Annotated in this window: 30 protein-coding genes and 1 other RNA gene; 9 read left to right on the top strand and 22 right to left on the bottom strand. The window is 44.1% G+C overall.

Annotated features, from left to right (window positions below; translation table 11 throughout):
- Positions 1-2: 2 nt before the first annotated feature.
- From G6047_RS03040 to rsfS, 6 genes are all read right to left on the bottom strand, one after another.
- Positions 3-275, bottom strand: a complete 273-nt coding sequence (locus G6047_RS03040) for an acyl-CoA-binding protein (RefSeq protein WP_169526001.1) — start codon at positions 273-275, stop codon at positions 3-5.
- On the bottom strand, positions 275-925 hold the full coding sequence (locus G6047_RS03035) for a phosphatidylserine decarboxylase family protein (RefSeq protein WP_169526000.1): 651 nt from the start codon (positions 923-925) through the stop codon (positions 275-277). The genes G6047_RS03040 and G6047_RS03035 overlap by 1 nt, the downstream gene beginning before the upstream one ends.
- Positions 915-1,703 carry a phosphatidate cytidylyltransferase gene (locus tag G6047_RS03030; RefSeq protein ID WP_169525999.1) on the bottom strand — a complete coding sequence of 263 codons (789 nt, stop codon included), beginning with the start codon at positions 1,701-1,703 and terminating at the stop codon, positions 915-917. Before G6047_RS03030 ends, G6047_RS03035 begins: the two co-directional genes overlap by 11 nt.
- 1 nt (position 1,704) lies before the next feature.
- Positions 1,705-2,307 carry an LUD domain-containing protein gene (locus tag G6047_RS03025; RefSeq protein WP_169525998.1) on the bottom strand — a complete coding sequence of 201 codons (603 nt, stop codon included), beginning with the start codon at positions 2,305-2,307 and terminating at the stop codon, positions 1,705-1,707.
- A 104-nt stretch (positions 2,308-2,411) separates the two neighbouring features.
- On the bottom strand, positions 2,412-4,343 hold the full coding sequence (gene ftsH, locus G6047_RS03020; protein ID WP_169525997.1) for an ATP-dependent zinc metalloprotease FtsH: 1,932 nt from the start codon (positions 4,341-4,343) through the stop codon (positions 2,412-2,414).
- 17 nt (positions 4,344-4,360) lie between these two features.
- The gene (rsfS, locus tag G6047_RS03015) at positions 4,361-4,732 is read right to left on the bottom strand and encodes a ribosome silencing factor (protein WP_169525996.1); all 372 of its coding nucleotides are present in this window, start codon (positions 4,730-4,732) and stop codon (positions 4,361-4,363) included.
- A 91-nt stretch (positions 4,733-4,823) separates the two neighbouring features.
- Here rsfS and G6047_RS03010 point away from each other — a divergent pair, with 91 nt between their 5' ends.
- A complete protein-coding gene (locus G6047_RS03010; RefSeq protein ID WP_169525995.1) occupies positions 4,824-5,549 on the top strand; it encodes a biotin--[acetyl-CoA-carboxylase] ligase in 726 nt (241 codons plus the stop codon).
- Here G6047_RS03010 and G6047_RS03005 read toward each other — a convergent pair whose 3' ends face one another.
- The 5 genes from G6047_RS03005 to pyrE form a co-directional block, all read right to left on the bottom strand.
- Positions 5,550-7,814 carry an ATP-binding protein gene (locus G6047_RS03005; RefSeq protein ID WP_169525994.1) on the bottom strand — a complete coding sequence of 755 codons (2,265 nt, stop codon included), beginning with the start codon at positions 7,812-7,814 and terminating at the stop codon, positions 5,550-5,552. It lies immediately after the preceding gene.
- Entirely contained in the window at positions 7,811-8,413 is a 603-nt protein-coding gene (locus G6047_RS03000; RefSeq protein ID WP_169525993.1) for a biliverdin-producing heme oxygenase, read from the bottom strand. The genes G6047_RS03005 and G6047_RS03000 overlap by 4 nt, the downstream gene beginning before the upstream one ends.
- A 4-nt stretch (positions 8,414-8,417) precedes the next feature.
- The gene (locus G6047_RS02995; RefSeq protein WP_169525992.1) at positions 8,418-8,858 is read right to left on the bottom strand and encodes a response regulator; all 441 of its coding nucleotides are present in this window, start codon (positions 8,856-8,858) and stop codon (positions 8,418-8,420) included.
- A 208-nt stretch (positions 8,859-9,066) separates the two neighbouring features.
- Positions 9,067-9,459 (bottom strand): SRPBCC family protein, encoded by a 393-nt coding sequence (locus G6047_RS02990; protein ID WP_169525991.1) that lies wholly within the window; start codon positions 9,457-9,459, stop codon positions 9,067-9,069.
- 4 nt (positions 9,460-9,463) lie between these two features.
- Positions 9,464-10,114, bottom strand: a complete 651-nt coding sequence (gene pyrE / locus G6047_RS02985) for an orotate phosphoribosyltransferase (protein ID WP_169525990.1) — start codon at positions 10,112-10,114, stop codon at positions 9,464-9,466.
- A gap of 7 nt (positions 10,115-10,121) precedes the next feature.
- Here pyrE and G6047_RS02980 point away from each other — a divergent pair, with 7 nt between their 5' ends.
- Positions 10,122-10,718, top strand: a complete 597-nt coding sequence (locus tag G6047_RS02980) for an NUDIX hydrolase (RefSeq protein ID WP_169525989.1) — start codon at positions 10,122-10,124, stop codon at positions 10,716-10,718.
- A gap of 1 nt (position 10,719) precedes the next feature.
- Here G6047_RS02980 and G6047_RS02975 read toward each other — a convergent pair whose 3' ends face one another.
- From G6047_RS02975 to G6047_RS02955, 5 genes are all read right to left on the bottom strand, one after another.
- The gene (locus G6047_RS02975; RefSeq protein ID WP_169525988.1) at positions 10,720-12,438 is read right to left on the bottom strand and encodes a M14 family metallopeptidase; all 1,719 of its coding nucleotides are present in this window, start codon (positions 12,436-12,438) and stop codon (positions 10,720-10,722) included.
- On the bottom strand, positions 12,435-12,896 hold the full coding sequence (gene coaD, locus G6047_RS02970; protein WP_169525987.1) for a pantetheine-phosphate adenylyltransferase: 462 nt from the start codon (positions 12,894-12,896) through the stop codon (positions 12,435-12,437). Before coaD ends, G6047_RS02975 begins: the two co-directional genes overlap by 4 nt.
- 2 nt (positions 12,897-12,898) lie before the next feature.
- Positions 12,899-13,375: a cupin domain-containing protein gene (locus tag G6047_RS02965; protein ID WP_169525986.1), complete on the bottom strand. Its 477-nt coding sequence runs from the start codon at positions 13,373-13,375 to the stop codon at positions 12,899-12,901.
- Positions 13,376-13,395: 20 nt separating this feature from the next.
- Positions 13,396-14,379 carry a D-alanine--D-alanine ligase gene (locus G6047_RS02960; RefSeq protein WP_169525985.1) on the bottom strand — a complete coding sequence of 328 codons (984 nt, stop codon included), beginning with the start codon at positions 14,377-14,379 and terminating at the stop codon, positions 13,396-13,398.
- Between the two features lie 153 nt (positions 14,380-14,532).
- Positions 14,533-15,039, bottom strand: a complete 507-nt coding sequence (locus G6047_RS02955; RefSeq protein ID WP_169525984.1) for a hypothetical protein — start codon at positions 15,037-15,039, stop codon at positions 14,533-14,535.
- Between the two features lie 189 nt (positions 15,040-15,228).
- On the opposite strand from G6047_RS02955, the gene G6047_RS02950 reads away from it, so the two are divergent.
- From G6047_RS02950 to G6047_RS02930, 5 genes are all read left to right on the top strand, one after another.
- Positions 15,229-15,843 carry a PASTA domain-containing protein gene (locus G6047_RS02950; protein ID WP_169525983.1) on the top strand — a complete coding sequence of 205 codons (615 nt, stop codon included), beginning with the start codon at positions 15,229-15,231 and terminating at the stop codon, positions 15,841-15,843.
- Positions 15,830-16,879 carry an RluA family pseudouridine synthase gene (locus tag G6047_RS02945; protein WP_169525982.1) on the top strand — a complete coding sequence of 350 codons (1,050 nt, stop codon included), beginning with the start codon at positions 15,830-15,832 and terminating at the stop codon, positions 16,877-16,879. Before G6047_RS02950 ends, G6047_RS02945 begins: the two co-directional genes overlap by 14 nt.
- Before the next feature lie 127 nt (positions 16,880-17,006).
- Entirely contained in the window at positions 17,007-17,765 is a 759-nt protein-coding gene (yaaA, locus tag G6047_RS02940; RefSeq protein WP_169525981.1) for a peroxide stress protein YaaA, read from the top strand.
- A gap of 7 nt (positions 17,766-17,772) precedes the next feature.
- The gene (locus G6047_RS02935; protein WP_169525980.1) at positions 17,773-18,387 is read left to right on the top strand and encodes a hypothetical protein; all 615 of its coding nucleotides are present in this window, start codon (positions 17,773-17,775) and stop codon (positions 18,385-18,387) included.
- A 67-nt stretch (positions 18,388-18,454) separates the two neighbouring features.
- On the top strand, positions 18,455-19,561 hold the full coding sequence (locus G6047_RS02930) for a glycoside hydrolase family 16 protein (protein ID WP_169525979.1): 1,107 nt from the start codon (positions 18,455-18,457) through the stop codon (positions 19,559-19,561).
- Between the two features lie 48 nt (positions 19,562-19,609).
- Here G6047_RS02930 and G6047_RS02925 read toward each other — a convergent pair whose 3' ends face one another.
- Positions 19,610-19,996: a hypothetical protein gene (locus G6047_RS02925; RefSeq protein ID WP_169525978.1), complete on the bottom strand. Its 387-nt coding sequence runs from the start codon at positions 19,994-19,996 to the stop codon at positions 19,610-19,612.
- 117 nt (positions 19,997-20,113) lie between these two features.
- Here G6047_RS02925 and G6047_RS02920 point away from each other — a divergent pair, with 117 nt between their 5' ends.
- Positions 20,114-22,255, top strand: coding sequence for a glycoside hydrolase family 97 protein (locus tag G6047_RS02920; protein ID WP_169525977.1), 2,142 nt, complete (start codon positions 20,114-20,116; stop codon positions 22,253-22,255).
- 54 nt (positions 22,256-22,309) lie between these two features.
- On the opposite strand, the gene G6047_RS02915 is transcribed toward G6047_RS02920, so the two are convergent.
- From G6047_RS02915 to ssrA, 4 genes are all read right to left on the bottom strand, one after another.
- The gene (locus tag G6047_RS02915; RefSeq protein ID WP_169525976.1) at positions 22,310-22,507 is read right to left on the bottom strand and encodes a hypothetical protein; all 198 of its coding nucleotides are present in this window, start codon (positions 22,505-22,507) and stop codon (positions 22,310-22,312) included.
- Between the two features lie 239 nt (positions 22,508-22,746).
- Positions 22,747-23,166, bottom strand: coding sequence for a response regulator (locus tag G6047_RS02910; RefSeq protein WP_169525975.1), 420 nt, complete (start codon positions 23,164-23,166; stop codon positions 22,747-22,749).
- Positions 23,167-23,387: 221 nt separating this feature from the next.
- The gene (locus tag G6047_RS02905; RefSeq protein ID WP_169525974.1) at positions 23,388-23,579 is read right to left on the bottom strand and encodes a cold-shock protein; all 192 of its coding nucleotides are present in this window, start codon (positions 23,577-23,579) and stop codon (positions 23,388-23,390) included.
- 138 nt (positions 23,580-23,717) lie between these two features.
- Positions 23,718-24,115: a transfer-messenger RNA gene (ssrA, locus tag G6047_RS02900) on the bottom strand.
- Positions 24,116-24,459: 344 nt separating this feature from the next.
- Between ssrA and G6047_RS02895 the strand changes: the two genes are divergently transcribed.
- Positions 24,460-25,320, top strand: a complete 861-nt coding sequence (locus G6047_RS02895) for a T9SS type A sorting domain-containing protein (RefSeq protein ID WP_169525973.1) — start codon at positions 24,460-24,462, stop codon at positions 25,318-25,320.
- 351 nt (positions 25,321-25,671) lie between these two features.
- Here G6047_RS02895 and G6047_RS02890 read toward each other — a convergent pair whose 3' ends face one another.
- Positions 25,672-26,880, bottom strand: coding sequence for a serine hydrolase domain-containing protein (locus tag G6047_RS02890; protein WP_169525972.1), 1,209 nt, complete (start codon positions 26,878-26,880; stop codon positions 25,672-25,674).
- Positions 26,881-26,956: the final 76 nt, after the last annotated feature.

The raw sequence follows: 26,956 nt of genomic DNA, 5'->3' as shown, positions 1-26,956 counted from the left end.
GGTTATGGATTTCCTTGTGTGATGGATTCTACTAGTGCAATATAATTTTCTTTGGCTTCTTCGGACGACATATCCCGAATCTGCATCCAGGCGTTCGTCTTAAAGGCATTCCGTAAATCAAACGTGCCAAAATGTCCCGATGGCGATCCTTCCGAACCTTGTTTGAAAAACGCATACAGACGCAATTGCGTGTCCTGTGGTAAATCTGCCTGTGACATTTGCGAAGCTTTTTCAAAGGCTTCCCGGAAGCGTGTATCCAAATCGTCTTCGGCCATTATAACTTCGCTATTATGGTTTTACCACCAACGGCTTTCTGGCCGAGTTTTACTTCTACTTTAGTTCCGATAGGGAAATACAAATCTACTCGTGATCCGAACTTAATGAAACCGGCATCGGTTCCCTGGACTACCTGCATGCCTTCTTTGGCATAATTGACGATTCGTTTGGCCAACGCACCAGCAATCTGTCGGTACAATACTTCGCCAAACAACCTGTTTTCGACAACTACCGTAGTACGCTCATTTTCGGTACTCGCTTTCGGATGCCAGGCCACAAGGTATTTGCCCGGATGATATTTGCTGTATTTCACTTTTCCGTTGACGGGATAACGCGTCACATGGACATTGATAGGTGACATGAAGATAGAAACCTGCAGGCGATTGTCCTTGAAATACTCCGGTTCAAAAACTTCTTCTATCACGACGACTTTTCCATCGACTGGTGCGATAACATTTTCGTCGGTTATTTCGGTGTATCGTTTCGGGTTTCGGAAAAACTGCAATACCAACACTAAAATAGACAATACCAGTAGCATCAGTACAGTTCTGAACCAGCCTTCGGTCACAAAATAATCGATGAGCAATAGCAGAGCAACCGTCAGTGAGGTTGATATCAGGATTATTTTTCCGCCTTCTTTATGAAACATACGTTACGATTTGATAAAACAAAAATACAAATGGAGCCACAAATATAATACTATCGAGCCTATCCAAAATGCCTCCGTGGCCTGGCATTATGTTTCCGGAATCTTTTACGCCGGCTGAACGTTTGAATTTAGATTCGATAAGATCTCCGATTGTTCCAAAAAAACTGGCTATTGTAGCGATAATCAACCAATGTAAAACGGGTTCTTTTGTAAGCCAGATGGCAACGGGAATGCTGAATGCAAGTGACATAACCCAGCCGCCGATAAAACCTTCGACTGTTTTTTTAGGTGAGATACGTTCAAAGAGTTTGTGTTTCCCGAAACCTTTTCCAAATAAAAAAGCGAAGGTGTCATTGGCCCATATCAAAATAAAAACGCCCAATAAAGTCAGTGGCTTGAAGATGCCAGTAGTATTGGGAATCCAGATTATGGCAGAAATTGGAATGGCGATATAGCCAATCAGGATTCCATATCCCGGAATCGGAGCCTGGCGTTTATCTGAAAACAGCCACCATAGCAGGACGCCGAAAACAAATAAGCAAAACCCCAACGCAATCAAGGTCGAAGCGGGAGTAATGACGGCTAGTAGTAAATAGAAAAAGGCGGAAATACCGAGGGATGTCCAACGGTTCAGGTCCGTCAGTCTTGAAAATTCAATAGTGGCAATGGCGAGAAAAACACCAAACAGGGTAATGAAACTTGGCGAAAAAAGCGAGCAAACTACAAGTATTGCAATATATACCGCTCCCGACAGGGTTCTGGTGAGCGTTTCATTCATGCTACAAATCTTCTACGAGCAGCAAATATAGATTTTTAGCCGCACTTCCGTACTGCAGGAAATCTTCTTCTTTGGCTTTTTCAAAGTATTTTACCGTAGTGATGTTGGTAGGATAATCTTTTTCGTATTTCTTTTTGATGGCACGAAGACCATCACTTTTCGACTCGAGGATTTGGCTTGTCGTGGCCAGGATAATCATGTTGGTCGGTAAGTCGTTCGGTTTGTTCTGTTTGATCTGGTTCGATGAAAAAAGCACCGAGCCTTCATCTGCAATCAGGTTTTCGCAGGAAGCGAGAATGAATTTAGGGTTTTCGGCTTTATCGAAAGAAATATTGTTTTCCTCGAGCATCCCAAATAATTTAGGCTCGTAGCAAACCGCCGTAGACTCGAACCAGTCATTTTCTTCGAGGATATTTTCGAACTGCTCGCGCATTTCATCGGAATTCTCACAGTACAGGAATTTACCGCCGTTGCGTTTGAAATTGAAAGTGAAAAGTTCGTCAACCGGCATGTTTGGCTGCGCTTGCGGCCGGTATTCACTCTCTTTTTCATCACCCGGAGCCGGTTCATTTCCCGTTCCAAAAATCTTCCTGAATAGACTCATAAAAAATGTAGTTCGTATTAATGCAGCCTGAATTGCTCAAAGATAAAAAAATCTTGATTCAAACGATTTCTGAACCAAGATTTTTATAGGATGGAATCGGGATATTACGGATTGACTTCTTCCTGGAGATTTTTATCAAAAGGACGTCTTCCGAAAATCTGCTCGAGGTCGTCTTTGAAAATAACTTCTTTTTCGATAAGTATATCGGCGAGCTGATTCAATTTGTCTTTGTGGAGCTCCAGGATATCTATTGCTCTTTGGTATTGGCTTTCAATAAGGTCCGATATTTCCTTGTCGATGACAATTGCGGTTTCTTCTGAATATGGTTTCGAGAAATTGTATTCGTTCTGCCCGCTTGAATCATAATAGGTAACGTTTCCTAATTTTTCATTGAGGCCATAAATAGTCACCATGGCACGTGCCTGTTTTGTCACTTTTTCAAGATCGCTGAGCGCACCGGTTGAAATAGTATTGAACGTTACTTTTTCGGCAGCACGTCCGCCCATGGTAGCGCACATTTCGTCGAGCATCTGATCCGGACGGACAATCAGTCGTTCTTCTGGCAGATACCAGGCGGCTCCAAGGCTTTGTCCGCGCGGAACGATAGTCACTTTTACCAAAGGTGCAGCATGCTCTAGCATCCAGCTGACAGTGGCGTGTCCGGCTTCGTGAATGGCAATCGCTTTTTTCTCTTCCGGAGTGATGATTTTGTTCTTCTTTTCCAATCCGCCGACAATACGGTCAACGGCATCAAGGAAATCCTGTTTGTCAACCGCCGATTTGTTTTTACGGGCTGCAATCAGAGCTGCTTCATTACAGACATTGGCAATATCGGCGCCTGAAAATCCAGGAGTTTGCTTGGCAAGGAAATCAGTGTCCAGGTGCTCCACTTTTTTAAGCGGGCCTAAGTGCACTTCGAAAATTTCTTTGCGCTCACGGATGTCCGGTAAGTCCACAAAAATCTGACGGTCAAAACGACCTGCACGCATCAATGCTTTGTCAAGTACGTCTGCGCGGTTTGTGGCGGCAAGAACAATTACATGAGAGTTTGTTCCGAAACCGTCCATTTCCGTAAGTAATTGGTTCAGCGTGTTTTCACGTTCGTCATTTGAACCTGAGAAATTATTTTTTCCCCTGGCGCGACCCACGGCATCAATTTCATCGATAAAGATGATGGCAGGTGATTTTTCCTTAGCCTGTTTGAACAAATCACGCACACGGGAAGCACCGACTCCTACGAACATCTCAACGAAATCTGATCCAGAAAGTGAAAAGAAAGGAACTTTCGCTTCGCCAGCAACCGCCTTCGCCAATAACGTTTTTCCCGTTCCCGGAGGCCCGACGAGCAAAGCACCTTTAGGGATTTTTCCGCCAAGACTGGTATATTTTTCAGGGTTTTTGAGGAACTCGACGATTTCCTGGATTTCCTCTTTGGCGCCTTCGAGACCGGCTACATCTTTGAAAGTAGTCTTGATATCGGTCTTTTCATCGAACAGGCGTGCTTTTGATTTTCCTATGTTGAAAATTTGTCCGCCGCCTCCGCCTGCACCGGCCGACATACGTCTCATGATAAGAACCCAGAGTATAATGATAACAATGATTGGCAAAAGATTTATGAACAGGCCGGACCAATTGTCTTTCTCCTCAAATTTGTAATCCCTGATCTTTCTCAGCTTTATGGCATCGTCCAGTTTCTTCTGGAACAGTTCATCGTTTCCGATATCAAATGAATAGTGCGGGCCTGGATTGGCACGATCGAGCACGTCTTTCGATACATCTTTGTTTTCCTTTTTTTCCAGAGCGGCTTTGGTGAGGTAAACCTCGCCCTCGGTCTTATTATAAATGATGACTTTGTCAACCTGACCGGATTGGAGCAATGCATCGAACTTAGGGAGAGAAATTTTTGCAGGTCCTTCAAATGCGGTTCCGCCTGTCGCGAAACTTATGAATAAGAAAATCAGTGCAACGGCGCAATAAAGCACCCACGGATTGATTTTGATCTTGTTGGGATTCGGATTGTTATTTTCGTTAGCCATTTAGCTTGTAAAGGGAATTAATATTTGTTCTGGATACTGGTGATTTTGGCATCGCCCCAAAGACTTTCGATGTTGTAGAATTCACGGATGTGCTTCTGGAAGATATGGACCACGATATTTACGTAATCCATGAGCACCCATTCTCCGTTTTCGGCTCCTTCTACATGCCACGGTTTGTCTTTCAATTCTTTCGATACCGTTTTCTGGACAGAACTTACGATGGCGTTGACCTGAGTGTTTGAATTCCCGTTGCAGATGATAAAATAATCACAGGCTGAATTATCAATTTCCCTAAGATCGAGGATGTCGATATCATTGCCTTTGACCTCTTCAATTCCTTTGATGATATTTGCAAGAAGGATATCGTTGTTAACTGTCTTTTTCGCCATTTATGAAATTTGTATAAGTTCGCAAAGTTACCATTTTTTGTCTTTAATTTGGTGGCTTAACAAAAGATTAAAGCCGTAATTTTCAAAGCCGATGCCGCACATCAAACTGGATGCCACCGCTTCTACCAACGATTATCTCAAAGACCTGCTCAAAGCTGGGAAAATCGAAAATTTCACTGTGGTTTCCGCAGAAAACCAAACCGCGGGACGTGGGCAAATGGGGGCGATTTGGAAAGTCGAATCCGGTAAAAACCTCACATTCAGTGTTTTTGTATCCGATGTTGCTCATGTAGATTATTTGTTCGGCCTCAATGTAGCAGTGGCCGTTTCGATAGTGGAAACACTTCAAAAAAATGCCATATCTGATCTTTCGATCAAATGGCCTAACGACATAATGTCAGGACGAAAGAAAATCGGTGGCATACTCATAGAATCGATTTTCCGGACAGATGGCAGTATCTGGTCTGTTATCGGAATCGGGATCAACGTCAACCAGACGGATTTTGAAAATCTTCCGCAGGCCAGTTCGCTTATGATGCAGTCAGGGCGTGAATTCAATCGGGAAGAACTGCTGGAATCTCTGGTCGCCGATCTCGAATCTAAGATTTCTGAGTTAAGAAACACCAAAGAACAATTGTGGAACGACTACCATAAACTTCTATTTTGCGCCCAAAAGCCTGCTGTTTATGAAACGCCTGATGGAATCAGATTCAACGCAATCATAACAGAAGTGCTGCAAAACGGCAAATTGAAACTGGAACTGGAAGAGGGGACATTCCGCGAGTTCGGTATCAAAGAAATAAAGATGCTTTTTTGATCACACCGGAAAATACAGGAAAAATTCAGCGCCTTCACCCAGCTTGCCCGTGGCTTTGATATGGCCTTTGTGAGTCTGCATGATTTTCTTGCACAAGGCCAATCCCACACCTGAGCCTTTGTATTCGGACTGTCCGTGCAGCCTGGTGAATATATTGAAGATGCTTTCTGAGAACTGGGGCTCGAAACCAATTCCGTTGTCTTTGTAATGAATCAGGTGATACAGATTTTCAGACTTTGGTAAATCCGGAAATCCGACAGGTTTTTCATCTGCCCAAACCTCAATAGAAATAGCGCCTTCAGTTTTGGAATATTTGATTGAATTCGAAAACAGATTGGAGAACAATTGGTTGATTAAAAACGGAATACCCATAATAACCGGAAGTTCTTTTATGGTAATATGCAGCATTCTTTCATTGCGGTGATCCTGTACGTCCGCTTCGACAGACTGTAATAATACATTCAGGTCGACACGTTCCTCAATGGCTTTGGTATGGCGGATCCGTGTGTATTTGAGGATGTCAATGAGCAACGCTTGCATTCTTCCGGCGGAATCGTTCATTCGCATCAATGACTGGACGACGCCTTTTGACAATTGCTCTTCCTCCTTGCTCAACAGGCGTGAAGCCATAAGTTGGATCTTCCGCAGTGGTTCCTGTAAATCGTGCGTACTGATCCAATTGATGTTTTCGAGTTCCGAGTTGGCTTCCTTGAGTGTTTCGTTGAGTTCAAGGTTGCGCTTTCCTTCTTCCGATAATAAAATCAGGTTCATATGGCGCTGTAAGGCATGACCGTAATTTGCTGCAGCATTGAGTTCGGGTGTGCGCCACGGAAGGCTTTGGCATTTGACGAATTCCTGCCACAATTCAAATGATTTTCGGGGTGACAATCCGTTCGTGTCTTTTTCTATCGCCTTTGACGGATCGCCGGCCCAATGCACTTCAGATATGGTTTCCGGTCGATACCAGATGATATTGTAGTTTTCCGCTAAACCGAGTGACTGGTAATTTAGTCCCGAAATTTTCTCGCAATCAAAATCAAGTTCCGGCAAATCTGTCAGGATGCGATCTGTAGTAAATCCTGAACCATTGGATTTTTGAAACAAGGCTTTCGATAATTTCCGTATCATTTCCGCATTTGGGACATCGCCGTTGGTATACAATTCGTTTCCGAAACAAATACTGACGCCGCCGGCATTGCAAAGTGACAATAACTCAGGCTGTACGATGATTTGGGCAATCGATTCCGCTTTGGGAACAAGAGGCAAGGCATTCAGGGTTTCGACATCTGAGTTGCATTTGCGCGCCAAATCATATTCTTCATTGAGCTGGCGCACATCTATTTGTGAGGTCAGGAATTGTCCCTGGAGTTTTGCGGCAATTCTTTTTTGGGGTGACAGGTTCAGGGCGGAATAATGATGGCAGGCTATCAGTCCCCATAATTTTCCCTTGTGGATTAACGATACGGTTAAGGTTGCTTCAACGCCCATATTCTGAAGATACTGAACATGGATAGGCGAGGTACTTCTCAAGACGGAAAGACTTAAATCGAGGCTTTTATTCGTTGCGGAATCGGCCAGGGTAAGAATCGGAACCGGCGTGTAATCCATATCGACAATAAGCCGTAATAAATTCTGCAGATATAATTCACGTGCCTGCCTCGGAATGTCGGTATGCGGATAATGCAACCCAAGGAACGGCTCGATGCCTTCTATATGGCTTTCGGCAAAAACTTCCCCATTGTTATCCTTGTCGAAACGGTAGATCATCACGCGGTCATAACCTGTAATTTCCCGTGTCGTATTCGCGACATGCTGACACAAATCCCTGAGCGTGAAACTGTCACTCATATTGGCAAGAAAACCAGTAGTCTGACGGTAAAAGTTCAATGATTCCGAATCTGATACCGCTTCTGGTTCAGCTTCCAAAATCAGGAAACTGCCATTGTGATGCACGGTGCATTCAAAAGGGTTTCCGTCCAGATTCACTTTAAACGGGGCTAAATCAGTCTCCGAAAGTCCTTCCGAATACAGCTGCAAATTTCGCTCAATGGATTCGCCGAATACAGCAGAAAATTTCTTACCGAGAATTTTTCCCGGTTCTATGGACAAATAGGTTTCAATATTGGAACTTGCAAAAACTATTGTAAATGCAGTGTCGAACGCAAGCAGAAAACCGTGAGGCTGTATGCTTCCCGGAATATGTATGGGCTCATTCTCACAGTTGTCGAGGTTGACCAGGTCACGGTTGACGATATCGCGCATCATTCAGCGAAGCCTGATAAATGGTGGTAGATGGCTTCAAATGTTCGCGTTGCCGTTTTTATGATTTCACCCTGCGAGTCGTTTTCGACAGCAAAGCCGGTAAGCGAATTGAGGAACGATTTCCAGTTGCTTCCGGTCGTATTGCCGTTTCCGATAAGAAAGGAAAGTCCGCCGTTTTCATCATATCCCAAAACAGATTTTACATTTTTGGCAATGTAAACGCCGCCAAGCGACGAGCCTTCAATAACGTAAGCAACACCGAATGATTCCGCAACGGATGTCGTTTCAAAACCAGTAAAATGTGTTTGGATTGGTTTCGATCTGAGAAAATCAAGGTCTTTCAGAATCAGCTTATGTCTTTTGAATTGTCCCGGAAGTTCTATGTTTTGGGGAAGATGCGAATAGGCTTGCTCTTCGGCCCATTTTATAACCGGATACATCAATTGAAGATACCGCGTGTAAGCTTCTGAGGTAAGTTCGGCTGTCATCAAAACCGCGGAAGCAGGAAGAGAATCCAGTTTTTTATGTGAATCGGAAGTCTGGCTTCTGAGTGATTGTAAAAAAAATTGTCCGGCCGAAGCCATCGTTTCAGTACTATTCATAAAATCAGGCGGCGTAAACGAAATTTTCAGGGTTGGGTTTAAAAGAAGACCAGTCTATGTTGAGCGTATGCTCGATCGATTTTTTGAGCGTAGGGAAATGGGAAGATTTCGTTACATAAAAATTGGCTCCAAGCTCACGGCTTCTTTCTATGGAAGCCTCGTCGCTTGAGGTACTGAATATGACAACCGGCAAATTACTGAAAGCTTCGTTGCTTCGGACGCGTTTCAAAACTTCGAACCCATTAAAACCGGGCATATTTAAATCGAGAAAAACAACCACAGGCTGGGGCGGGGGATTATCGAGGGCAGCCAAAAGTTTTTCGCCGTTTTCATGTGTGACTACCGACACGTCTTTGGCAAGGCTGTCGGTGACTTCACAGAAAAAATCCAAATCTTCGGGATCGTCATCTGCATAAAAAACCGTGTACTCATTATTATGATCCATAATTTAAATTTTAGGGGACATACGTAAATATAGGCTATCCGTACCACAATTCAAATTCCCGCAACATTAATTTGGCAATAGCTTCAGGATTTTGTGTTACGTAATTTTGTGTTACCTTATTTTGCGTAACACGAAATTGCGTAACAGCCTTTGAATAAAAAAACCTTTCAGTGTAAGTGAAAGGTTTTGGATATGGTATAGTGTCAATTCAGAGTTTGTGCATGTTTGCCGCCAGCGTTTCAAGGAATTTTGAAATAGGTCCTTTGATCATCATGGCCATCATCGCATTGAATTCGCCTTCAAAGAAAAGTTGCACGTCACTTGAACCGGCCGAAGTCTCATCTATTTTCGCTTCAAGGCTGAAAGGCAATTTGTCAGAAGCCGCCCCAAGCAAAACCCGGGTGTTGGGTTGCTGTTCTTTGAGTTTCAGTTTGATCTCGGGCATTCCTTTGAGGCCGAAGATAAAAGCATCAGGCGCCGTCACTTCGAATTTGGCGATCGATTCCGGCATCAGCTTCTCGAAGTTCTCGACTTTGATCAGTTGTTCAAATATATATGAGGCAGGTTTTGCGACCGAAACCTTTGGACTTTCTAAATTCATATAATTAATTTGCGGCCACTTCCCATTCCGACGGATTCTCGTTCCATTGGGCAAGGGTCGCCAGTTCTTTTTCTGAAATATATTTTTTCTGGAGTGCCAGCTCGAGCAAATGATCGTAATCGCTGAGCGTAATCAGGTCAACGTTTGCCTGTTTGAAATTTTGCTGCGCCAATGGGAATCCGTAGGTAAAAATCGCGACCATTCCCTTGACTGTCGCACCGGCTTCGCGCAAGGCATCAACAGCCATGAGGCTGCTTTTTCCGGTAGAGATCAAATCTTCCACGATGACCACGTTCTGGCCTTTTTGTAGGAAACCTTCCACCTGATTCTGGCGGCCGTGTTTTTTTGGCTCCGGACGCACATATACGAAAGGCAGTCCCATATATTCGGCTACAAGCATCCCAATCCCGATCGCACCGGTAGCAACACCGGCGATCACATCCGGCTTTCCGAACTGTTTCTCAATGTTTTTGGCGAATTCCTCCCGTATGTAATTGCGTATTATGGGGAACGACAGCGTCATTCTGTTGTCGCAATAAATTGGGGATTTCCAACCTGAAGCCCAGGTAAACGGATTTTTAGGATTCAATTTTATTGCATTTATTTGCAATAGCAACTCGGCGGTTTTATCGGCGGTTTCTTTGTTGAAAATCATAGTGCAAATGTATAAAGTTTTTGTGAACGACAAGCCACTTTACCTGACGAATGAGATCAGGAAAGAGACCGATTTTCAACTTTTCCTGCTCGACGGAATAGACATAGGCGCACTCATTTCACGTATGTTCTCGAACAAAGTGCAAAAGGCATGGCTTTATCATCCAGATGAGAAAGAGGCACTTAAGGCACTCAAGTCAAAGCTTCCGGTAAGCAAGGCCGGAGGTGGATTGGTCTACAATAACAAAGGCGAAGTCCTGTTTATTTTCCGCAACGGCAAATGGGATCTTCCCAAAGGCGGAACCGAAAAAGGCGAGGAAATGGAAGACACGGCCATGCGCGAAGTGACCGAGGAAACCGGGGTCAAGAAACTTTCCATCGTCCGTAAATTGCCCAAAACCTATCACGTCTTCAAACGCAACGGGCACTATAGGCTCAAGATCACGCATTGGTATGAAATGAAAAGTTCATACAGCGGCCTCCTCAAACCACAATTGGAAGAAGGGATCGAGAAAGTCGCGTGGCTCAAACCGTCCGAAATTCCACTTGCGCTTGACAATTCCTATGAAAACATCAAGTTGCTTTTCGAGGAAGAATATACCTGAATCACTTTAAGATCCTATAGACCGGATATTGCAGATGCGCTTTTTCATAATAGACGGAGTGCGTATAGACCCAATACAATTGCGCTTCGGGATTTTTGGCGAAAGCAGCGTCTGATTTTCTCTTTTGGTCGAGTTCCGACTGCAACGCTGGATTTTTGCGTAAGATTTCAGCGGCCAGGTCTTCAAAGACATAATCCGAATACCATTCTTTTTGCTGCAATACCGCATCGAAGAAATTCCAGTTGAAGAACGAGTCGCCTGCTTCCGGTTCCAACGTTTCGAGCAGATACTTTACGGCTTGCTGGTCTGTCGTAAAAATATAATCGCCTGCATTGAAATTAACGTTGCGTATTGATTTGGTGACCGACGTGCTATTGTGGGGATAATGTCCTTCATAAGCTTCAGTCCCGGTTTTATAATCGGCGATGCGGTAGCTTTCCACTTCAATGACCGTGTCATTTTGGATTCTCTTTCCCTTTACGTCGTTTGCCAATAAAACCGATATCGCATTATGCCAGCCCTGCGGAATCACATACGCCTGCGGAACCACGATTTGTTTGACGGGTTTATATTCCCCATAAAACGGAATCTGTTTTTTATACGGTTTGGTCCGGTCATAGAAAAGACGGTCACCTGTAGTCACGTCGCTTTTCCTGTACGAGCCTTCATAACCCAGGAATTCTATTTTGGAAACCTTTGCGGAATCGAGTGTCCAGCTTATCGGATACGGACTTCCGGCCTCATACATTTTTTCACTTTCAAGCCGGCTTGATTTTATTTTAGCAGCATTCTTATCGGCAAATTCGATGACCGAAAGATTGAAATCATACGTCGCTTTGACGCGCGGGGCAAACTTCTTAAGCATATGCGTTTCCACGATAAACCCAATCGTATTGAACAAGGATGTATAACCTGTGCTGTATCGCGGGGCATCGTCGAACTGGGCGAATCCTTTACTGTCCGGCGTTCCTTCCCAAACATCGACATAAGGCGTGCTTTCTGTTTTTTTCTTTTTGAGATCGGCGACCACGGCTGGTAACAATTGCTGTGTCATAAACTCGCCCAGTTTTCCCAGCTTGTTGTGCTGCGTCATGCCGTAACTGAGTATATATTGATAATCGGCACCGTCGCTTACATGGTTATCGATAAAAATATCCGGATTGAGTTTGTGGAAGAAATCGGCAAAGGCAATGGTGTTTTTGGTATCCGATTTTATAAAGTCGCGATTGAGGTCATAATTGCGCGCATTTCCCCTAAAACCGTAAGCTTCCGGGCCGTCCTGATTGACGCGGGTGGTGGAATTTCGGTTGAGCGCGCCACCGATGTTGTAAACCGGAATCGCGGCAATCAAGACATTTTTTGGGGCTTTGATTTTTCCCGTAGCCAAATCGCGGAACAGCATCATGGTCGCATCTATGCCATCGGGTTCGCCGGCATGGATTCCATTATTGATCAGGATTACGGTCTTTGGGCTGTCTTTCTGGATGAACTTTTTGTCCGGATCAAAAACAACAAGATGCAACGGTTTTCCGCTATCGGTCGGCAATCCGGTTTGCATGGAAACGGTTTCGAACGATTCGTCGAGCCTGTTGTAGAAAGCGATTGTTTCAGCATAGGTCGCGCTCTGGTTTCCGTCGCCTTTTTCAAAAACAGTCCTCAGATCCTGTTTTTGTGCCGATGCGAAAATCGGGACGAGTACTATCAGGAAAAGCCTTTTCATTTTTGTGCTACTCTTACGGCATCAGGGACCAGGCCGGTATAATCGCCTCCGTTTCTAATGACATCACGCACGATGCTGGAACTGATGTACGATGTTTTGGCGGCTGTCAGTAGGAAAACCGTTTCGATTTTGGACAACTGTCTGTTGGTGTGCGCAATAGCTTTCTCGAATTCAAAATCGGCCGGATTGCGAAGCCCGCGCAAGATAAAATGCGCTTTTTCCTTTTTACATAAATCGATCGTCAGGCCTTCATACGTCATCACCTTTACTTTCGGCTCGTCTTTGAAACATTCCTCGATGAATTTCTGGCGTACCTCGAGCGGGAACATGTATTTCTTTTCGGCGTTGATGCCAATGGCGACTACAATTTCGTCGAACAATGTAATGCCGCGTTTGATGATGTCGTAATGACCGTTCGTAATCGGGTCGAAAGATCCCGGAAATATGGCTTTTCTCATAATCAATGGTTGTCAAAATAATCAGGCGGATATACCGTCTGTCCGTATTTTACGGAAAGTTGCGCAAGTTGTTGTTTTTGGGTTTCATCAGGTGGGTTTCCGTGGAGCAAATCGTCTACTTCCGTAAAGAAAGCATCGAGACCGGCGGGCTGGACGGTGCAAAGCAAAACGGCTTCTTCATTGCCCGTATTGATAAACCGGTGCGGTTCCCCATCAAGCGGAATCTGCACAAAACCTCCGGCAGAAACTATTTTTTTTCCTGCAGCTGTCTCAAAAGAAACTTCCCCCGAAGCCACATAAAATGATTCCGCAAAACCCGGATGCTCGTGCGGTATAGGGCCTTTGCCGACGGGAACGCGCATTTCTATCGAAGCCAGTCTTCCGTTGGTTTCATCGCCTGAAAGCAACACGCGGTACGAACCTCCGGCAATTTGCAGCACCCGTGCCGAATCGTTATCAGTTATGGAAACCCGTTTCATCAATTATTAATTGTTAATCGTTACTTATTAATTCCCTTCAGTGAGAGTTCGATGGAATTCGTAAACAGTTCTTCAAGTGAAATCCCTGCAATCTGGGCCTGTTGCGGAATAAGGCTTTCGGCCGTAAGTCCCGGAACCGTATTCATCTCAAGCATAAAAGGTTCGTCGTTTACAATAATGAATTCGCTTCTTGAAAAACCTTTCATCTGCAGCACTTCGTAAGCGCGTTTGGCCGTCTGGCGGACTTTTTCGGCGATGGCATCCGGAAGCTGGGCCGGTGTGATTTCCTGGGATTTTCCCAGATACTTGGCTTCGTAATCGAAGAAGTCGTTTTCAGAAATGATTTCGGTAATCGGCAATACGATTACTTCGCCCTGGTAATTGATCACGCCGACGGAAACTTCCCGTCCGTCAAGGAAACGTTCGATGATGATTTCATTGTCTTCCTTGTAAGCGACTTCAATGGCAATAGGCAATTCATCGGCCGATTTTACTTTGGAAATACCAAAGCTCGACCCCGATTTGTTCGGTTTGACGAAACACGGAAGGCCGACTTTGGAAACGATGGCTTCCGTATCGATATGGTCGCCTTTATTAAGGTAATAGGATTCGGCACATTTGATCCCATACGGTTTGAGTACCGAAAGCAAATCCCTTTTGTTGAACGTGAGGGCCGACTGATACGCATCACACGTATTATGCGGGATTTCAAGCAGCTGGAAATACGATTGCAGCAAGCCGTCTTCTCCCGGCGTCCCGTGTATGGCATTGAAAACGGCGTCGAAGGTTATTTTGTGGCCGTCCTTTTGGGTGGAGAAATCGTTGCGGTCGATAGGGAATTCCGCTCCCGAATCATCGACATACACCCATTTGTCGCGAAAAATATGTACGCGGTACGGATTGTAGCGGGATCTGTCGAGGTTTTGATAGACTACATTCCCACTTTTGAGCGAGATTTCGAATTCGGAGGAATAGCCGCCCATGAGGATTGCGATGTTTTTCATAGTTAACAGTTAACGGTTAACAGTTAACGGTTAAGGTTAACTGTTGTTTGAAATCTTTTTTATTTAGTGTTTCATTATTTTGGCTTCAAGATTTTTTGAAACGGATTTGGTCTTATTGATAGGCTTTAAACGAATTGTCCATCATGCACTGTTTTATTTAAGATTATATTTTTTTCTCAGATCGACACCATCTTTTATCCATGGCTGATCAGGATTCTCAATTACGAATTCTTTTAGGGCAATTTCGGAAAGTGAATCAATAAATTGCCTGCCGTATCTTTTTTCAATTTCATGCTGCATTTCAATTTCATAACAATAAGGTTCAAAACCTCCTAATCTTGCGCACCGTGTGTAAATTTTTCTTGTTTCGATTCCATAAACTTTCAATATATTCTTTAGCTTTTCAAACTCCAGAGCGGGTGGAGAAAAATAGATCAATTTCCCATTTTTTATATCGTCACTTGCTCTTGTTTTTTGATTAATGCAAAAGGTATCGACAACTGTGACGTTTAACTTTCTGTTTTTTGCCCACATATTGGCATAAACTTCTTCGTTGTAGACGATCAATCTTCCATTTATATCATGTCGTTGCAATTCCCTTTCTTTGTTACAGGAAATTATAAATAAGCTTAAGAATAGGATGATTGAACTAGTATTCATAAATCTTTTTAAATCGATTTTCCTGAAGTAATACTTTGTTTACCGCTCATCGTGAAAAGCCATCCCTTAACGGTATGGCCAACAGTTAACCATTAACAGCCCACCCAAAATTACACTTTTTAACCTTCAGCTACCCACATCATTTTTTATATCTTTGCGAGCCCGGCTTAGCCCGTAAACAAAGATTCTATGAGTTTTAAACAATATGTCACGAGCCGGACTTTTTTCCTTCAGCTGCTCGCCGCTTTTGCGATACTTTTTGTCCTCGGATACCTTTTCATGCACTGGCTTACGTTCACGACCGATCACGGTAACGAGATTACGGTTCCGGATTTGCGCAAGCTGACCGTTGAAAAAGCCGAAGAAAAACTCGATGAGCTCGACCTCGATTACGTAGTCCTCGACAGTGTCGATTTTGTGGCCGATTATCCAAAACACAGCGTGGTCACCCAAGATCCTGTGCCGGGCGCGAAAGTAAAAGAAGACCGCAAGATTTACCTCAAGATCAATTCGTCCGGATTTACGCAGGTTCGTATGCCAGACTTGGTTGAAAAGACATACCGTCAGGCTGTCCCGACTTTGAAAGCCCTCGGTCTGGAAGAAGGAAAAATCACCTACAAGCCGTATCTTGGGAAAGACATGGTACTTGAGATGCGTTTCAACGGAAAGAAACTCAAAGCCGGCGAGAAGGTGTGGAAAAGCTCCAAGATCGACCTGGTTTTAGGCGACGGCAAAGTAGTTTTTGAAGAAGCCGAAGACACGACCGCAACCAAAACCGAAACTCCCGAAAATGGCGGAGAATAAGGACGACAATTTTGAACCGGAAGACGAACTCTTCGAGCATCACCGTTTCGAGGTTCCCAAAGGACAGGCGTTGCTGCGCATGGACAAATACCTGACGGCGCTCATCCAGTTCGCCACGCGCAATAAAGTCCAGAATGCTGCGGACAATGGAGATATCTATGTCAACGGAAAACCCGAAAAATCGAATTATAAGGTAAAACCGGGCGATGTAATACGGGTCCTGCTCGCGCATCCGCCGTTCGAGAACCGCATCGATCCTGAAAATATCCCGCTTGATATTGTCTATGAAGACGACGCTTTGATTGTCATCAACAAACCACCCGGACTTGTCGTGCATCCGGGCCACGGGAATTATACCGGGACTTTAGTCAATGCCTTGGTTTATCATTTCCAGAATCTGCCGATGAATTCGAGCAATCGCCCCGGATTGGTGCATCGGATAGATAAAGATACATCGGGCCTTCTTGTGGTCGCCAAAACCGAACAGGCACTGGCCAACCTTGCCGCCCAATTCGAATTCAAGACTTCCGAACGCGAGTACGTGGCCCTGGTTTGGGGAAATGTGATCGAGGACGAAGGAACCATTACCGGCAATATTTCACGCCACCTCAAAGACCGTATGCAGATGGCTGTATTCGAAGATCCTGAGGTAGGGAAGCCAGCCGTGACGCATTACAAGGTACTGGAACGCTTCGGTTATGTGACGCTGGTTTCCTGTAGACTCGAAACCGGCCGCACGCACCAGATTCGCGTCCATATGAAATACATCGGGCATACGCTTTTCAACGATGCGCGTTACGGTGGGGACGTAATCCTTAAAGGAACCACGTTCACCAAATACAAACAGTTCGTGGAAAACTGCTTCAAATTATTGCCGCGACAGGCACTTCATGCCAAGACGTTGGGCTTTAAACATCCGGTCACGAACGAACTCATGCGGTTCGACAGTGAAATACCCGAAGATATGCAATCGGTCATTGAAAAATGGCGCACGTATGCATCGGCCAAGGATACGTTTTTTGAGGAGGAAGATTAATTTGCATTACCATTCTTCCTATACTTGTTTACCAATTTGCCGTTAACGAAATTTTGTAAACAGTAAATGGGTAAACAGTTTTTATCCATGTGGTTTCCCCTTATCTTTAAACCAAGAAACTAACAGAATGAAAATAGTCATTTCCCCAGCCAAAACCCTCGACTACGAAACGCCATTACCGACAACCCGCCATACGCAGCCCCAATTTTTGACCGGTTCACGAAAAGTCCACAAAGAACTCAAGGCCCAAAAGCCGAAACAGCTTATGGAACTCATGGATATTTCAGACAAGCTTGCCGATTTGAACTGGCAGCGGAACAAAAAATGGAAAACGCCGTTTACCGCTGAGAATGCGCGGCCAGCGATGTACGCTTTTAACGGAGACGTGTACATTGGCCTCGATGCGTATTCGCTTCCGGTGGAAAAACTCGATGCGTTGCAGGATAAACTGAGGATTCTGTCGGGTTTGTACGGATTGTTGCGCCCGCTCGATTTAATTCAGCCGTATCGGTTGGAAATGGGAACGCAATTGCCCGTGGGTGACGATAAGAACCTGTATGGCTTTTGGAAAGACAAACTCACATCGGCACTCAACAAGGAATTAAAAAAAGGCGACTTCCTGCTGAATCTCGCAAGCAAGGAATATTTTGACGCGGTTGATGCCAAAAAGATAAAAGTTCCCGTCATCACGGCTGAATTCAAGGATTACAAGAACGGAAAACTATCGATGATAAGTTTCTTCGCCAAGAAAGCGCGCGGGATGATGGTGCGTTATATCATTGACCACAACATCGAAACACTTGAAGGCTTAAAAGGCTTCACTACCGAAGGCTACCAGTTCGACGCGAATTTGTCTAAAGGGAATACTTTGGTATTTACCAGATAATGATGCGATGAAAAAAAGTATCGGCCTTTGTCTGATAGTACTGCTCCTTTCGTGTTCAGAAAAAAAACAGGAAATTGATAGAGGTCAATTTGAAAATGAGCTGTACCCACAACTTTTACCGCAACTGTTGGATTCTATTCATTTATCCGAGCTTCCGCCGCCAGCAAACGATTCCGTGGACAAAAGTTATCAGGATAAGGAATTTACTGTTTATCTTGATCGCTTTACAAAGTTGCTTACCAAAGAAGAACAAATTTCATTTGCAAAGCAATATCCACATCTTGAATTTGAGGTAGATTCTTCTTATCTCAACAAAGAAGGAGGGATTATATCACTTAAAAACCCAAATCCCAAAAAACTGGTTTTTGCGCTACAATCTAAAAAGTACAGGTTAAAATATACCTCACAAAATAATAGCGATAGGATTACCGATATGTTTTACTGTGGGAAAATTTCATTGTCGGATATAAAAACCGATACGTCGGGAGTGTATGCGGTTTTTTCCGTATCACATTATTGTTGCCGTCCGGAAGGCAATTGTGGTCAGGGTTATACGGTCTTTATCAAGAAGACAGGCAGATTTTGGAAAATTGAAAAGATAGTGCCGACCTGGGTAACCTGAGTCGATGTCCGATAAAAAAATATTTTCGCTTTGTAATTTGATGTTACTTTACATAAACTACAATCCTATGAAAACTTTGTTTCCGTTTTTGATTGCCATTTTATTTTCGTGTTCCGATAGTTCCGACGCTTCCACGGACGGACAAATCATAGATGACCAGGACGACACCATAGAAACTCCGGTCGAAGTGGTGAATGTCACCCAGCCGGAAGTCAGCCAATACGCCGGATATACGCTTATCTGGAACGACGAATTCAACCAGTCGTCACTCGATGCGGCCAAATGGAATTTTGAAACCGGAACCGGAATCAACGGAGATTTTGGAACCGGACAGCTCGACCGTGCGACGGACAGGGTTGAAAACGTCAGCATGCTTCCCGGTACAGGCTCCGATGGTTCGCTCGTCATAGCCACCCGAAAAGAAACCTATTTAGACCGCAATTATACAAGCGGACGCATCAATACCAAAGATAAATTCAGTTGCGGGCCCGGCACACGTATCGAGGCGCGGGTTTGGGCAAAAGATGTCAAATACAAAGGACAGGGCTTTGCGTTCTGGATGATGCCTGCCGAAATTCCGTCCGGTGAAGACCATTTGATGTGGCCTCAGGGTGGTGAAGTCGATATCATGGAATATGTCGGCGCAATCCCGTTCCATAATCTCGGTACGGTGCATTATGCATGGTCTTGGGAAAACAACCAGTACCAGGATTGGAACCACGGGCATAAAGGCGGATATTATTCGTATGAAGAAACACAGGTTCCGGCCGCCAATCCGGTTTATGGGAATTGGCCGCCTGCCGCCGGAAATACGAATGCCGGAAGTGCAGGTTATCATTTGTATCGCGTGGATTGGTTTTCAGACCGTATTGAGTTCAGTGTTGACGAAGTGGTATATCATGTGAATTATTTCAACGATGGGGCCGCTTTCAACAATGCGCCTGACGGACAGGATGCCGATAACAAGATCCAGATTAACGGGAAACGCACGTTTGTTTCGGAATATTCACATCATTTTACACAATGGGCGCCGTTCTCCCATAATTTTTACCTGATACTTTCGGCAGGCGTGGGCGGAAACGACAATATGAGTTATGGAGGCGCGATTGTACCGGAAGCGGTTTTTCCATGCCAGACGCTTGTGGACTACGTTCGGGTGTACCAGCGGAATTAACTTGCAGACAACAACAAAGACCCGGTTTGGGTCTTTGTTTTTTATACCTCAGGACTTTTTCTTTTTCTTGGGTTTCTTGCCTTTTCGCAAGTCTTTTTTATACTGATCGTAAAGCTCGATTTGGTTCGGGCGAAGCAGTTTCTTTATTTCTTCATCCGTTTTTTCAAAAACAGCCATGCTTTCTTCGCGTTTGCGGTCGTTGTCGAAATCGACTTCTTTTGACAACATATTCGATTGGCGGAACTGGTTGAGCAATATTTGTCTTATGGCGGCTTCCTGGAGGCCGTCAAGCTCAATAGCTTCTGTCATAGGTGGCATAATTTGGTCCAGCTGTTCGTCCCATGTCAGTTTTTTGGGTTGGCTTCCGGATTGTTGGCACCAGGCCGGCGTTGCCGTAAGGAACAATAAAATAACCGATGTTACAAAGATTCTCATTAGCATTGAATTTGGGCGAAAATTACAATATTATCGGATTCTGCCAACATAAAAATCAATCGCTGTTTACCTTAATTTCATCCCAAAGCCGTATTTTGCAGGCTTAAAATCCATAATATGTTTAGAAAAATTTGCCTGGCCTCGTTGTTTTTTTTCGTGGCCGGACTTTGTGCGCAGACCCTTAAATCTCCTGACGGCTCGCTTCAGATGGAGTTTTCCCTCGCAGCCGATGGCGCTCCGCAATACACCTTGCACTACAAGAACAAAGCAGTCATTTTACCAAGCCGGCTTGGGTTTGAATTCAAGAATGACAAGACTTCGATGCAGACCGGATTTAGTCTGGAAAATGCAACGACTGCAACCGTAGACGACAAATGGAAACCGGTTTGGGGCGAAGAAAGCAGCATCCGCAATCATTACAATGAACTGGCTGTTACGCTGAAACAGGCGGAATCGAAACGAACGCTCGTCATCCGTTTCAGGCTTTTTGACGACGGGCTCGGTTTCCGCTATGAATTTCCGCAGCAAAAAGAACTCGCTCACTTCGTAATCAAGGAGGAACATACGCAATTTGCCATGGCCGGCGATCATACCGCCTGGTGGATTCCGGGCGATTACGATACACAGGAATACGATTATTCCAAATCGAAGCTGTCTGAAATCCGCGGACTGATGGCGAATTCGATTACCGCTAACCTGTCACAGACTTCATTTTCGCCGACCGGTGTACAAACATCGTTGATGATGAAATCTGCAGATGGCATCTACATCAACATACATGAAGCGGCATTGATCGATTATTCGTGCATGCATTTGAACCTCGACGATAAGAAAATGGTTTTTGAATCGTGGCTGACTCCGGATGCCAGAGGTGACAAAGGCTATTTGCTTGCTCCGTCAAAAACGCCATGGAGGACAATCATCGTGAGCGACGATGCGCGTGATGTGGTGGCTTCAAAGATTATCCTGAACCTGAACGATCCTTGTAAAATAGACGATACGTCTTTTATCCATCCCGTCAAATACGTTGGCGTATGGTGGGAAATGATTACCGGAAAATCGACATGGGCTTATACAGATGAGCTTCCGGCTGTACAAATAGGTGTGACCGATTATTCCAAAGTAAAGCCAAACGGAAAACACGGAGCCAACAATGAAAACGTCAAACGGTATATTGATTTTGCCGCAGAGAATGGTTTTGATGCCGTATTGGTCGAAGGCTGGAACATAGGCTGGGAAGATTGGTTCGGGCACTCTAAAGATAAAGTGTTTGATTTTATCACGGCTTATCCGGATTTCGATGTACAGGCGCTTCATACGTATGCAGCTTCCAAAAACGTCAAAATCGTGATGCACCACGAAACGTCAGGTTCGACCCGCAACTATGAGCGTTATATGGAGCAGGCATATCAGTTCATGAACGATAACGGATATGATGCGGTCAAGAGCGGTTATGTGGGTGAAATCCTTCCGAGAGGAGAGAACCATTACAGCCAGTGGACGGTGAATCATTACCAATACGCAATAGAAGAAGCGGCAAAACATAAAATCATGCTCAATGCCCACGAGGCAGTCCGTCCAACCGGAATTTGCCGTACGTGGCCGAACCTTATAGGCAACGAAGCCGCAAGAGGTACGGAATACCAGGCTTTTGGCGGATCAAAACCGAACCACGTAGCTGTACTTCCGTTTACCCGTCTATTGGGCGGCCCGATGGATTATACGCCCGGAATATTTGAAATGGATATCTCCAAACTCAATCCGGACAATCATTCGCACGTGAACAGTACGCTGGCAAACCAGCTTGCTTTGTATGTGACGTTGTATAGTCCGTTGCAGATGGCGGCCGATTTACCGGAACACTACCAGCGTTTTGCCGATGCATTCCAATTTATTAAAGACGTTGCCATTGATTGGGACGAAAGCAAATACCTTGAAGCCGAACCGGGAGAATTCGTTACGGCCGCCAGGAAAGCAAAAGGGAAACAAGACTGGTATGTGGGTAGTGTAGGGGGAGAGAATGCCCGTACATCTAACATCAACTTTGATTTCCTCGATAAAGGAAAAGAATATATCGCCACGATTTACGCCGATGCGCCTGAAGCTCACTACAAAACGAATCCGCAGGCTTACGTAATCCGGAAAGTACTCGTGAACTCGAAGTCGAAACTAACCCAGTTCGTGGCTCCGGGCGGAGGATATGCCATCAGCATAAAACCTTCGGCAGGACAAAACACAAAAGGATTGAAAAAACTGTAATAGTTGCTTAATGGAATTAAAAAAGCCCGATTGTTTGTTGCAATCGGGCTTTTTTTAAATCGTGTAGATTTTGCTGAGATCCTGTATTCCGGAGAGTACGTTTGGAACTTCCGGTGTAATTTCGTCCATGACTATGGTGGTTATAATTGCCGTATCTGGATTATCACCAGTCTTGGTTTGGTCTGACTGGCAATTCATAGGACAGGAACAGCCTATCGATATGCCAAGTGCTTTTATAAGGGTTGCGATCATGATGTGATTTTTTTGGATGATTTCAAATTTCGGAATTAAACACGTGTTTAATTTCTTTTCTGTATAAACTTTGGCTAATGCGTGATAGTGAAAAATTTATTCTTTTTGAAAATCAATAAGTTAAGATTTGTTTGGGCTGAAATTTTAAGCTAACATTAACAATGCACATTAACAATTCAAAGAAGACTTCCAGATTTTTTAATAAAGGAATTATGATCTTAAACCGGAAATGTTTGCATCTATACCCGAAATACATTTTCGGTATCCATTTTTTTTAAGATTTCATTTGGCAGGTCATTGTAATCTACCAATGTCCGTGGCTTCTTGAGGAAGTTTATATGTTCATGTTTCTCAAACTCCAGTTTGGATGCGGGATTTTCTATCCCCGAAATGATGAATACTTTCATTTCAGCCGCCATTTTATGTGATAATAAATGCCTAACGGCCTGGGTTCCGGTTATGATGGGCATTACTTCGTCTGTGAGTAGGATGTCGGGAGGTTTTGGGGAGTTGTTGATGACATTTATGATGTCGGCTCCATTTGAAATACACCGGATAATTTCGAAATTGGGATGATGGCTGAACAGGAAACGAAAAAATTCAAGATCTTCAAAATCATCATCGGCAATCAGGATAGTAAATGAATCACTTGTTGTCATAGTCAAAAGTTTGAGGATATTCAAATATCTTTTAAATAGGACAAAAGAATTTATATATTAAGACTCGTTCCTTACATGAATAAGATAAGTAAGCATTTACCCTATGCAGTTAAGGAATTTATTCAATCGCTTATGAATTTTATTCCGAGGTAGGGAATACAAAAATAAAAAAACCGCCAATCAGGCGGTTTTACTTTTTACAGAACTATATGGTATATCTATTAGATAACTGTCACATTTACTGCATTAAGGCCTCTTTTTCCCTGCTCAACAGAGTAAGTAACCTTGTCGTTTTCACGAACGCGTCCGTTAAGACCTGTCACGTGAACGAAGATGTCTTCACCACCATCGTTAGGAGTGATGAAACCGAAGCCTTTAGCTTCGTTGAAAAATTTAATCGTACCTTGATCCATTACTTGAATATTAATTGAGCGGCGAAGGTACGTGTAAAATATTGAAATACAACAACTTTATTTTAGTAAATATTTAAGAAAATGCAAAAAAGCCTGCAAACACAATTTGTTTACAGGCTTTTAACTTTGAAATTACTCTCGTGGAGTCGCCGGGAATCGAACCCGGGTCCAAACAAGCAATAAAAGAGCTTTCTACACGCTTATTTCCCGCTTGGGTTTTCGATGCTGCGCTTGGCCGGGAAAAGGCCACAAAACACTTAGCTCTTTAAATTTCGAAAGTCCCGCAGAGCAAAAGACAATCTAGGTTCATTTTTACGGTTCCCCTTGACGAAGCGCCACAAACCAAGGCTCTTCAGGAGAATTCAGCCTCCCTACCTTGTAGGGACGTGGATTAATCTTACTTTATTCAGATTAAGCAGCCAAAGCGTAGTTATTCTCGCCGTTTAAAAAGGTTGCAGCTCGGGATTAACGTGAATTGCTGCCTTCACGACGTGCTTACCGTTCCATTGGTCTTGCTGTCAAAACCAGTCGACCCCAAAATGGAGTGCAAAAATAAGGGAATTAACAATTAATAATTAACAATTAACAATTAAAAATCGGGACGAAGAACAACATGGATTTTAGCATCATGACAATTATTAATTATTAATTGAAGCAAATTCCCGCTGCCCGTTCCAAGCTTCTTACAATTTCCCTTTTTCGCATGCCGGATGGCGAGCTTCCGTTGGTCGCTGCCATCGGACGGCTCAAAAACGGGAAATTATTGCAAAGGCTTTCCACTTGCATCGGGGCTAGGCTTTCGGCTACTATTAAATTTTCGGTACTTACGCAGCCCTTTTGCTTTCATTGTATATTAGAGCTAACTATAAACAACAACACTATGTTTTCAAAACTACTTTTATCAGGAATGCTCATTTTCTCCGTGGCAAGCAAAGCCCAGGAAGTTGAAATTGCAGGCGACACTATGCTTTGTCCAAACTCGAACGGAACAGCTTACGTAACGTCACAGGATCCTATAGATTCGTATCAATGGCTGGTCAGGGACGCTTTCACTTCTGATCCTTTTGTCCCTATCCCAGGTGCTACCGAAGCGACTTTCACGTATTCGGCATTCGAATATTCCGTTAAGGAAATCAGGCTAGGAGCTGTATTGTTCGGGGATATTTACATGGAATCCAATATTTTGCTTATTGACGGCTGGGCCTTTCTCGGAATCACGACCATGACAGAAGATGATTCAGATATTTCGACTAATCCCAATGATGGCAGCCTGATGCTTTGTCAGGGAGGTTCGTTCGATGTTTCAGTCATGTCGCCTTACACTACAAATGTGCTGTGGTTCAAGAACGGAACCCAGGTTGCAGCAAATATTACGACACTTGAAATAACAGGCCCGGGCGAATATTGGGTCAGTGGCGCGCCCCAGGAATGCCCAGATTATGTTCAGACTTCCCTACCCATAGTCGTCACTACAGATCCGGATTGCCAGCTTGGTGTTATGAACCCGGAAAGAAATGCAGTTTTGGTTTACCCGAACCCTGTTGAGAATTTGGTTAAGTTCCAATCGGGAATAGTCATTTCTGCCGCAGAAATAATCAATATGTCAGGCCAGGCAGTTTTAAAATCCATACTGCAAACCGAATCCGGAAGTTTTGATGTTTCAGGGCTTGCTTCAGGAATTTATATTTTGAATCTAAAAGCAGGCAATGGAATCGAACACTACCGGATTATCAAGGAATAGCTTTTAAGAACTGCATTGATTGCAGGTTTTTTTTGTGGTTTAAAGTTTCAGTTAAATATACTGCCTAGCCCCGATGCAAGCGCAAAGCCACGAGCTGCAGTTTGCTAGTTTTTACCAACAAAAAAGAGCGACGTAAGAAGCTCCTTTTTTGGTGCGAAAAAACAGCAAATGGCGCGAGTGCTTGAAGCGGGCAGCGGGTTCCCGGCTTCCGATTAACAGTTAACAGATAACGGTTAATAGTTGTTCAAACTGAAACTGGAATAGACTAAAAACTGGAATTTGGAATATTGCGCCTATGTTAACTCCAAAAGTATTTTATTAATTGTTAATCGTTATCTGTTAACCGTTAACTTATTCCAAAGGATCTTCTTTCTCCTTCTTGAACGGATAATCCCCAAACAAAGGTGCCAGTTTTTTGATCATATAAGGCTTTTTGGAGAATTTGTTGGAAAGTGCCAGGATCATGACTTTCTCTTTCCTCAAATTGACATAAGACGAGGTGTTTCCGTGCCACCAGCCGTTGTGGAAGTAAAAATGCTGGCCTGTAACCCATTCGATCATACGTATTCCGAGGCCGTAATTCTTCTCGCCTTTGTGCTCGTAACTGTAACCTACATAAGCCTGTTTGAGCAATTCCGGATTTAGGTAATCCGGATTGTAGCGTGCCATGTCAAACTTCATGAGGTCGCGTGGGGTAGAGTAAATATTCTTGTCACCGTAGACCGCATCGAGAAAATCCATGCCTATTTCGACTCCGTTTGCTTTGTATGATGGGATTACATTTTTGCGGTCTTTGTCGTAATCCATCACGAACGTATCGGTCATTCCGAGCGGTTTGAAGATCATGCGCTTCATGGCTTCAGGATATTTGAGCCCCGTCTTTTTTTCGATAATCAGGGCGAGCATGGCGTAATTGGTGTTGCAATAGGCAAAGCTTCTGTCCGCCGGTCGGTCAAGAGGTGTTTGATTCTTTACGAAAAGATCAAGAATGTCCTGGTTGCGCAATTGATTATGTCTGTCCCAGATTTCTTTGCGATCGGCGTAATAAGCGTAATTCGTAAGACCGCTTCTATGGTTCAGCAGCATTTTTACGGTGATATCCGGATACGGAAAATCTTTGAGTATGGTATTGACTTTTTGGTCGAGTTCGAGCCGGCCTTCATCTATCAGGATCAAAACGGCCGTAGCTGTAAGTACTTTACTGACCGATGCGATATGCAAAGGCGTATCTTTCGTCATTTCGATTTTCTTGGCTTTCTGGGCCATTCCCTGATACTTCTCGAAAATGACCTGGCCGTTCTGGACCGCTATGAAACTGAGCGTCTCCTTGTCGTTCTTCCAGTTTTTATTGACGAAACGCTCTATGGTGGAACGTTTCCTTTCCATGTCGGCAGCGGCCAGTTTTGGGCCCGTCAGCTTGAACGGTTCTATATGGGGAAGCGTGTCGGAATAGGTTTCCTGTGGCTCGTAACCCTCGGTGGGAACTTCTTTTTTGCAGCTTGAAAAAAGTAGGGCAAGTACCGAAAGCGAAATATATAATGAGGTATTGATAATGCGCATATCAGCAAATATATTGAAACGGACAAGGAATCTCAACGGCTTTGGAAGTTGTTTATCAACGTTGAATTAACAGGGT

The sequence above is a fragment of the Flavobacterium silvaticum genome (genome assembly GCF_012911565.1).
Taxonomy (GTDB): domain Bacteria; phylum Bacteroidota; class Bacteroidia; order Flavobacteriales; family Flavobacteriaceae; genus Flavobacterium; species Flavobacterium silvaticum.
Note: the sequence above shows the minus strand (reverse complement) of the source record. Positions and strands in the feature narration are given on the sequence as shown.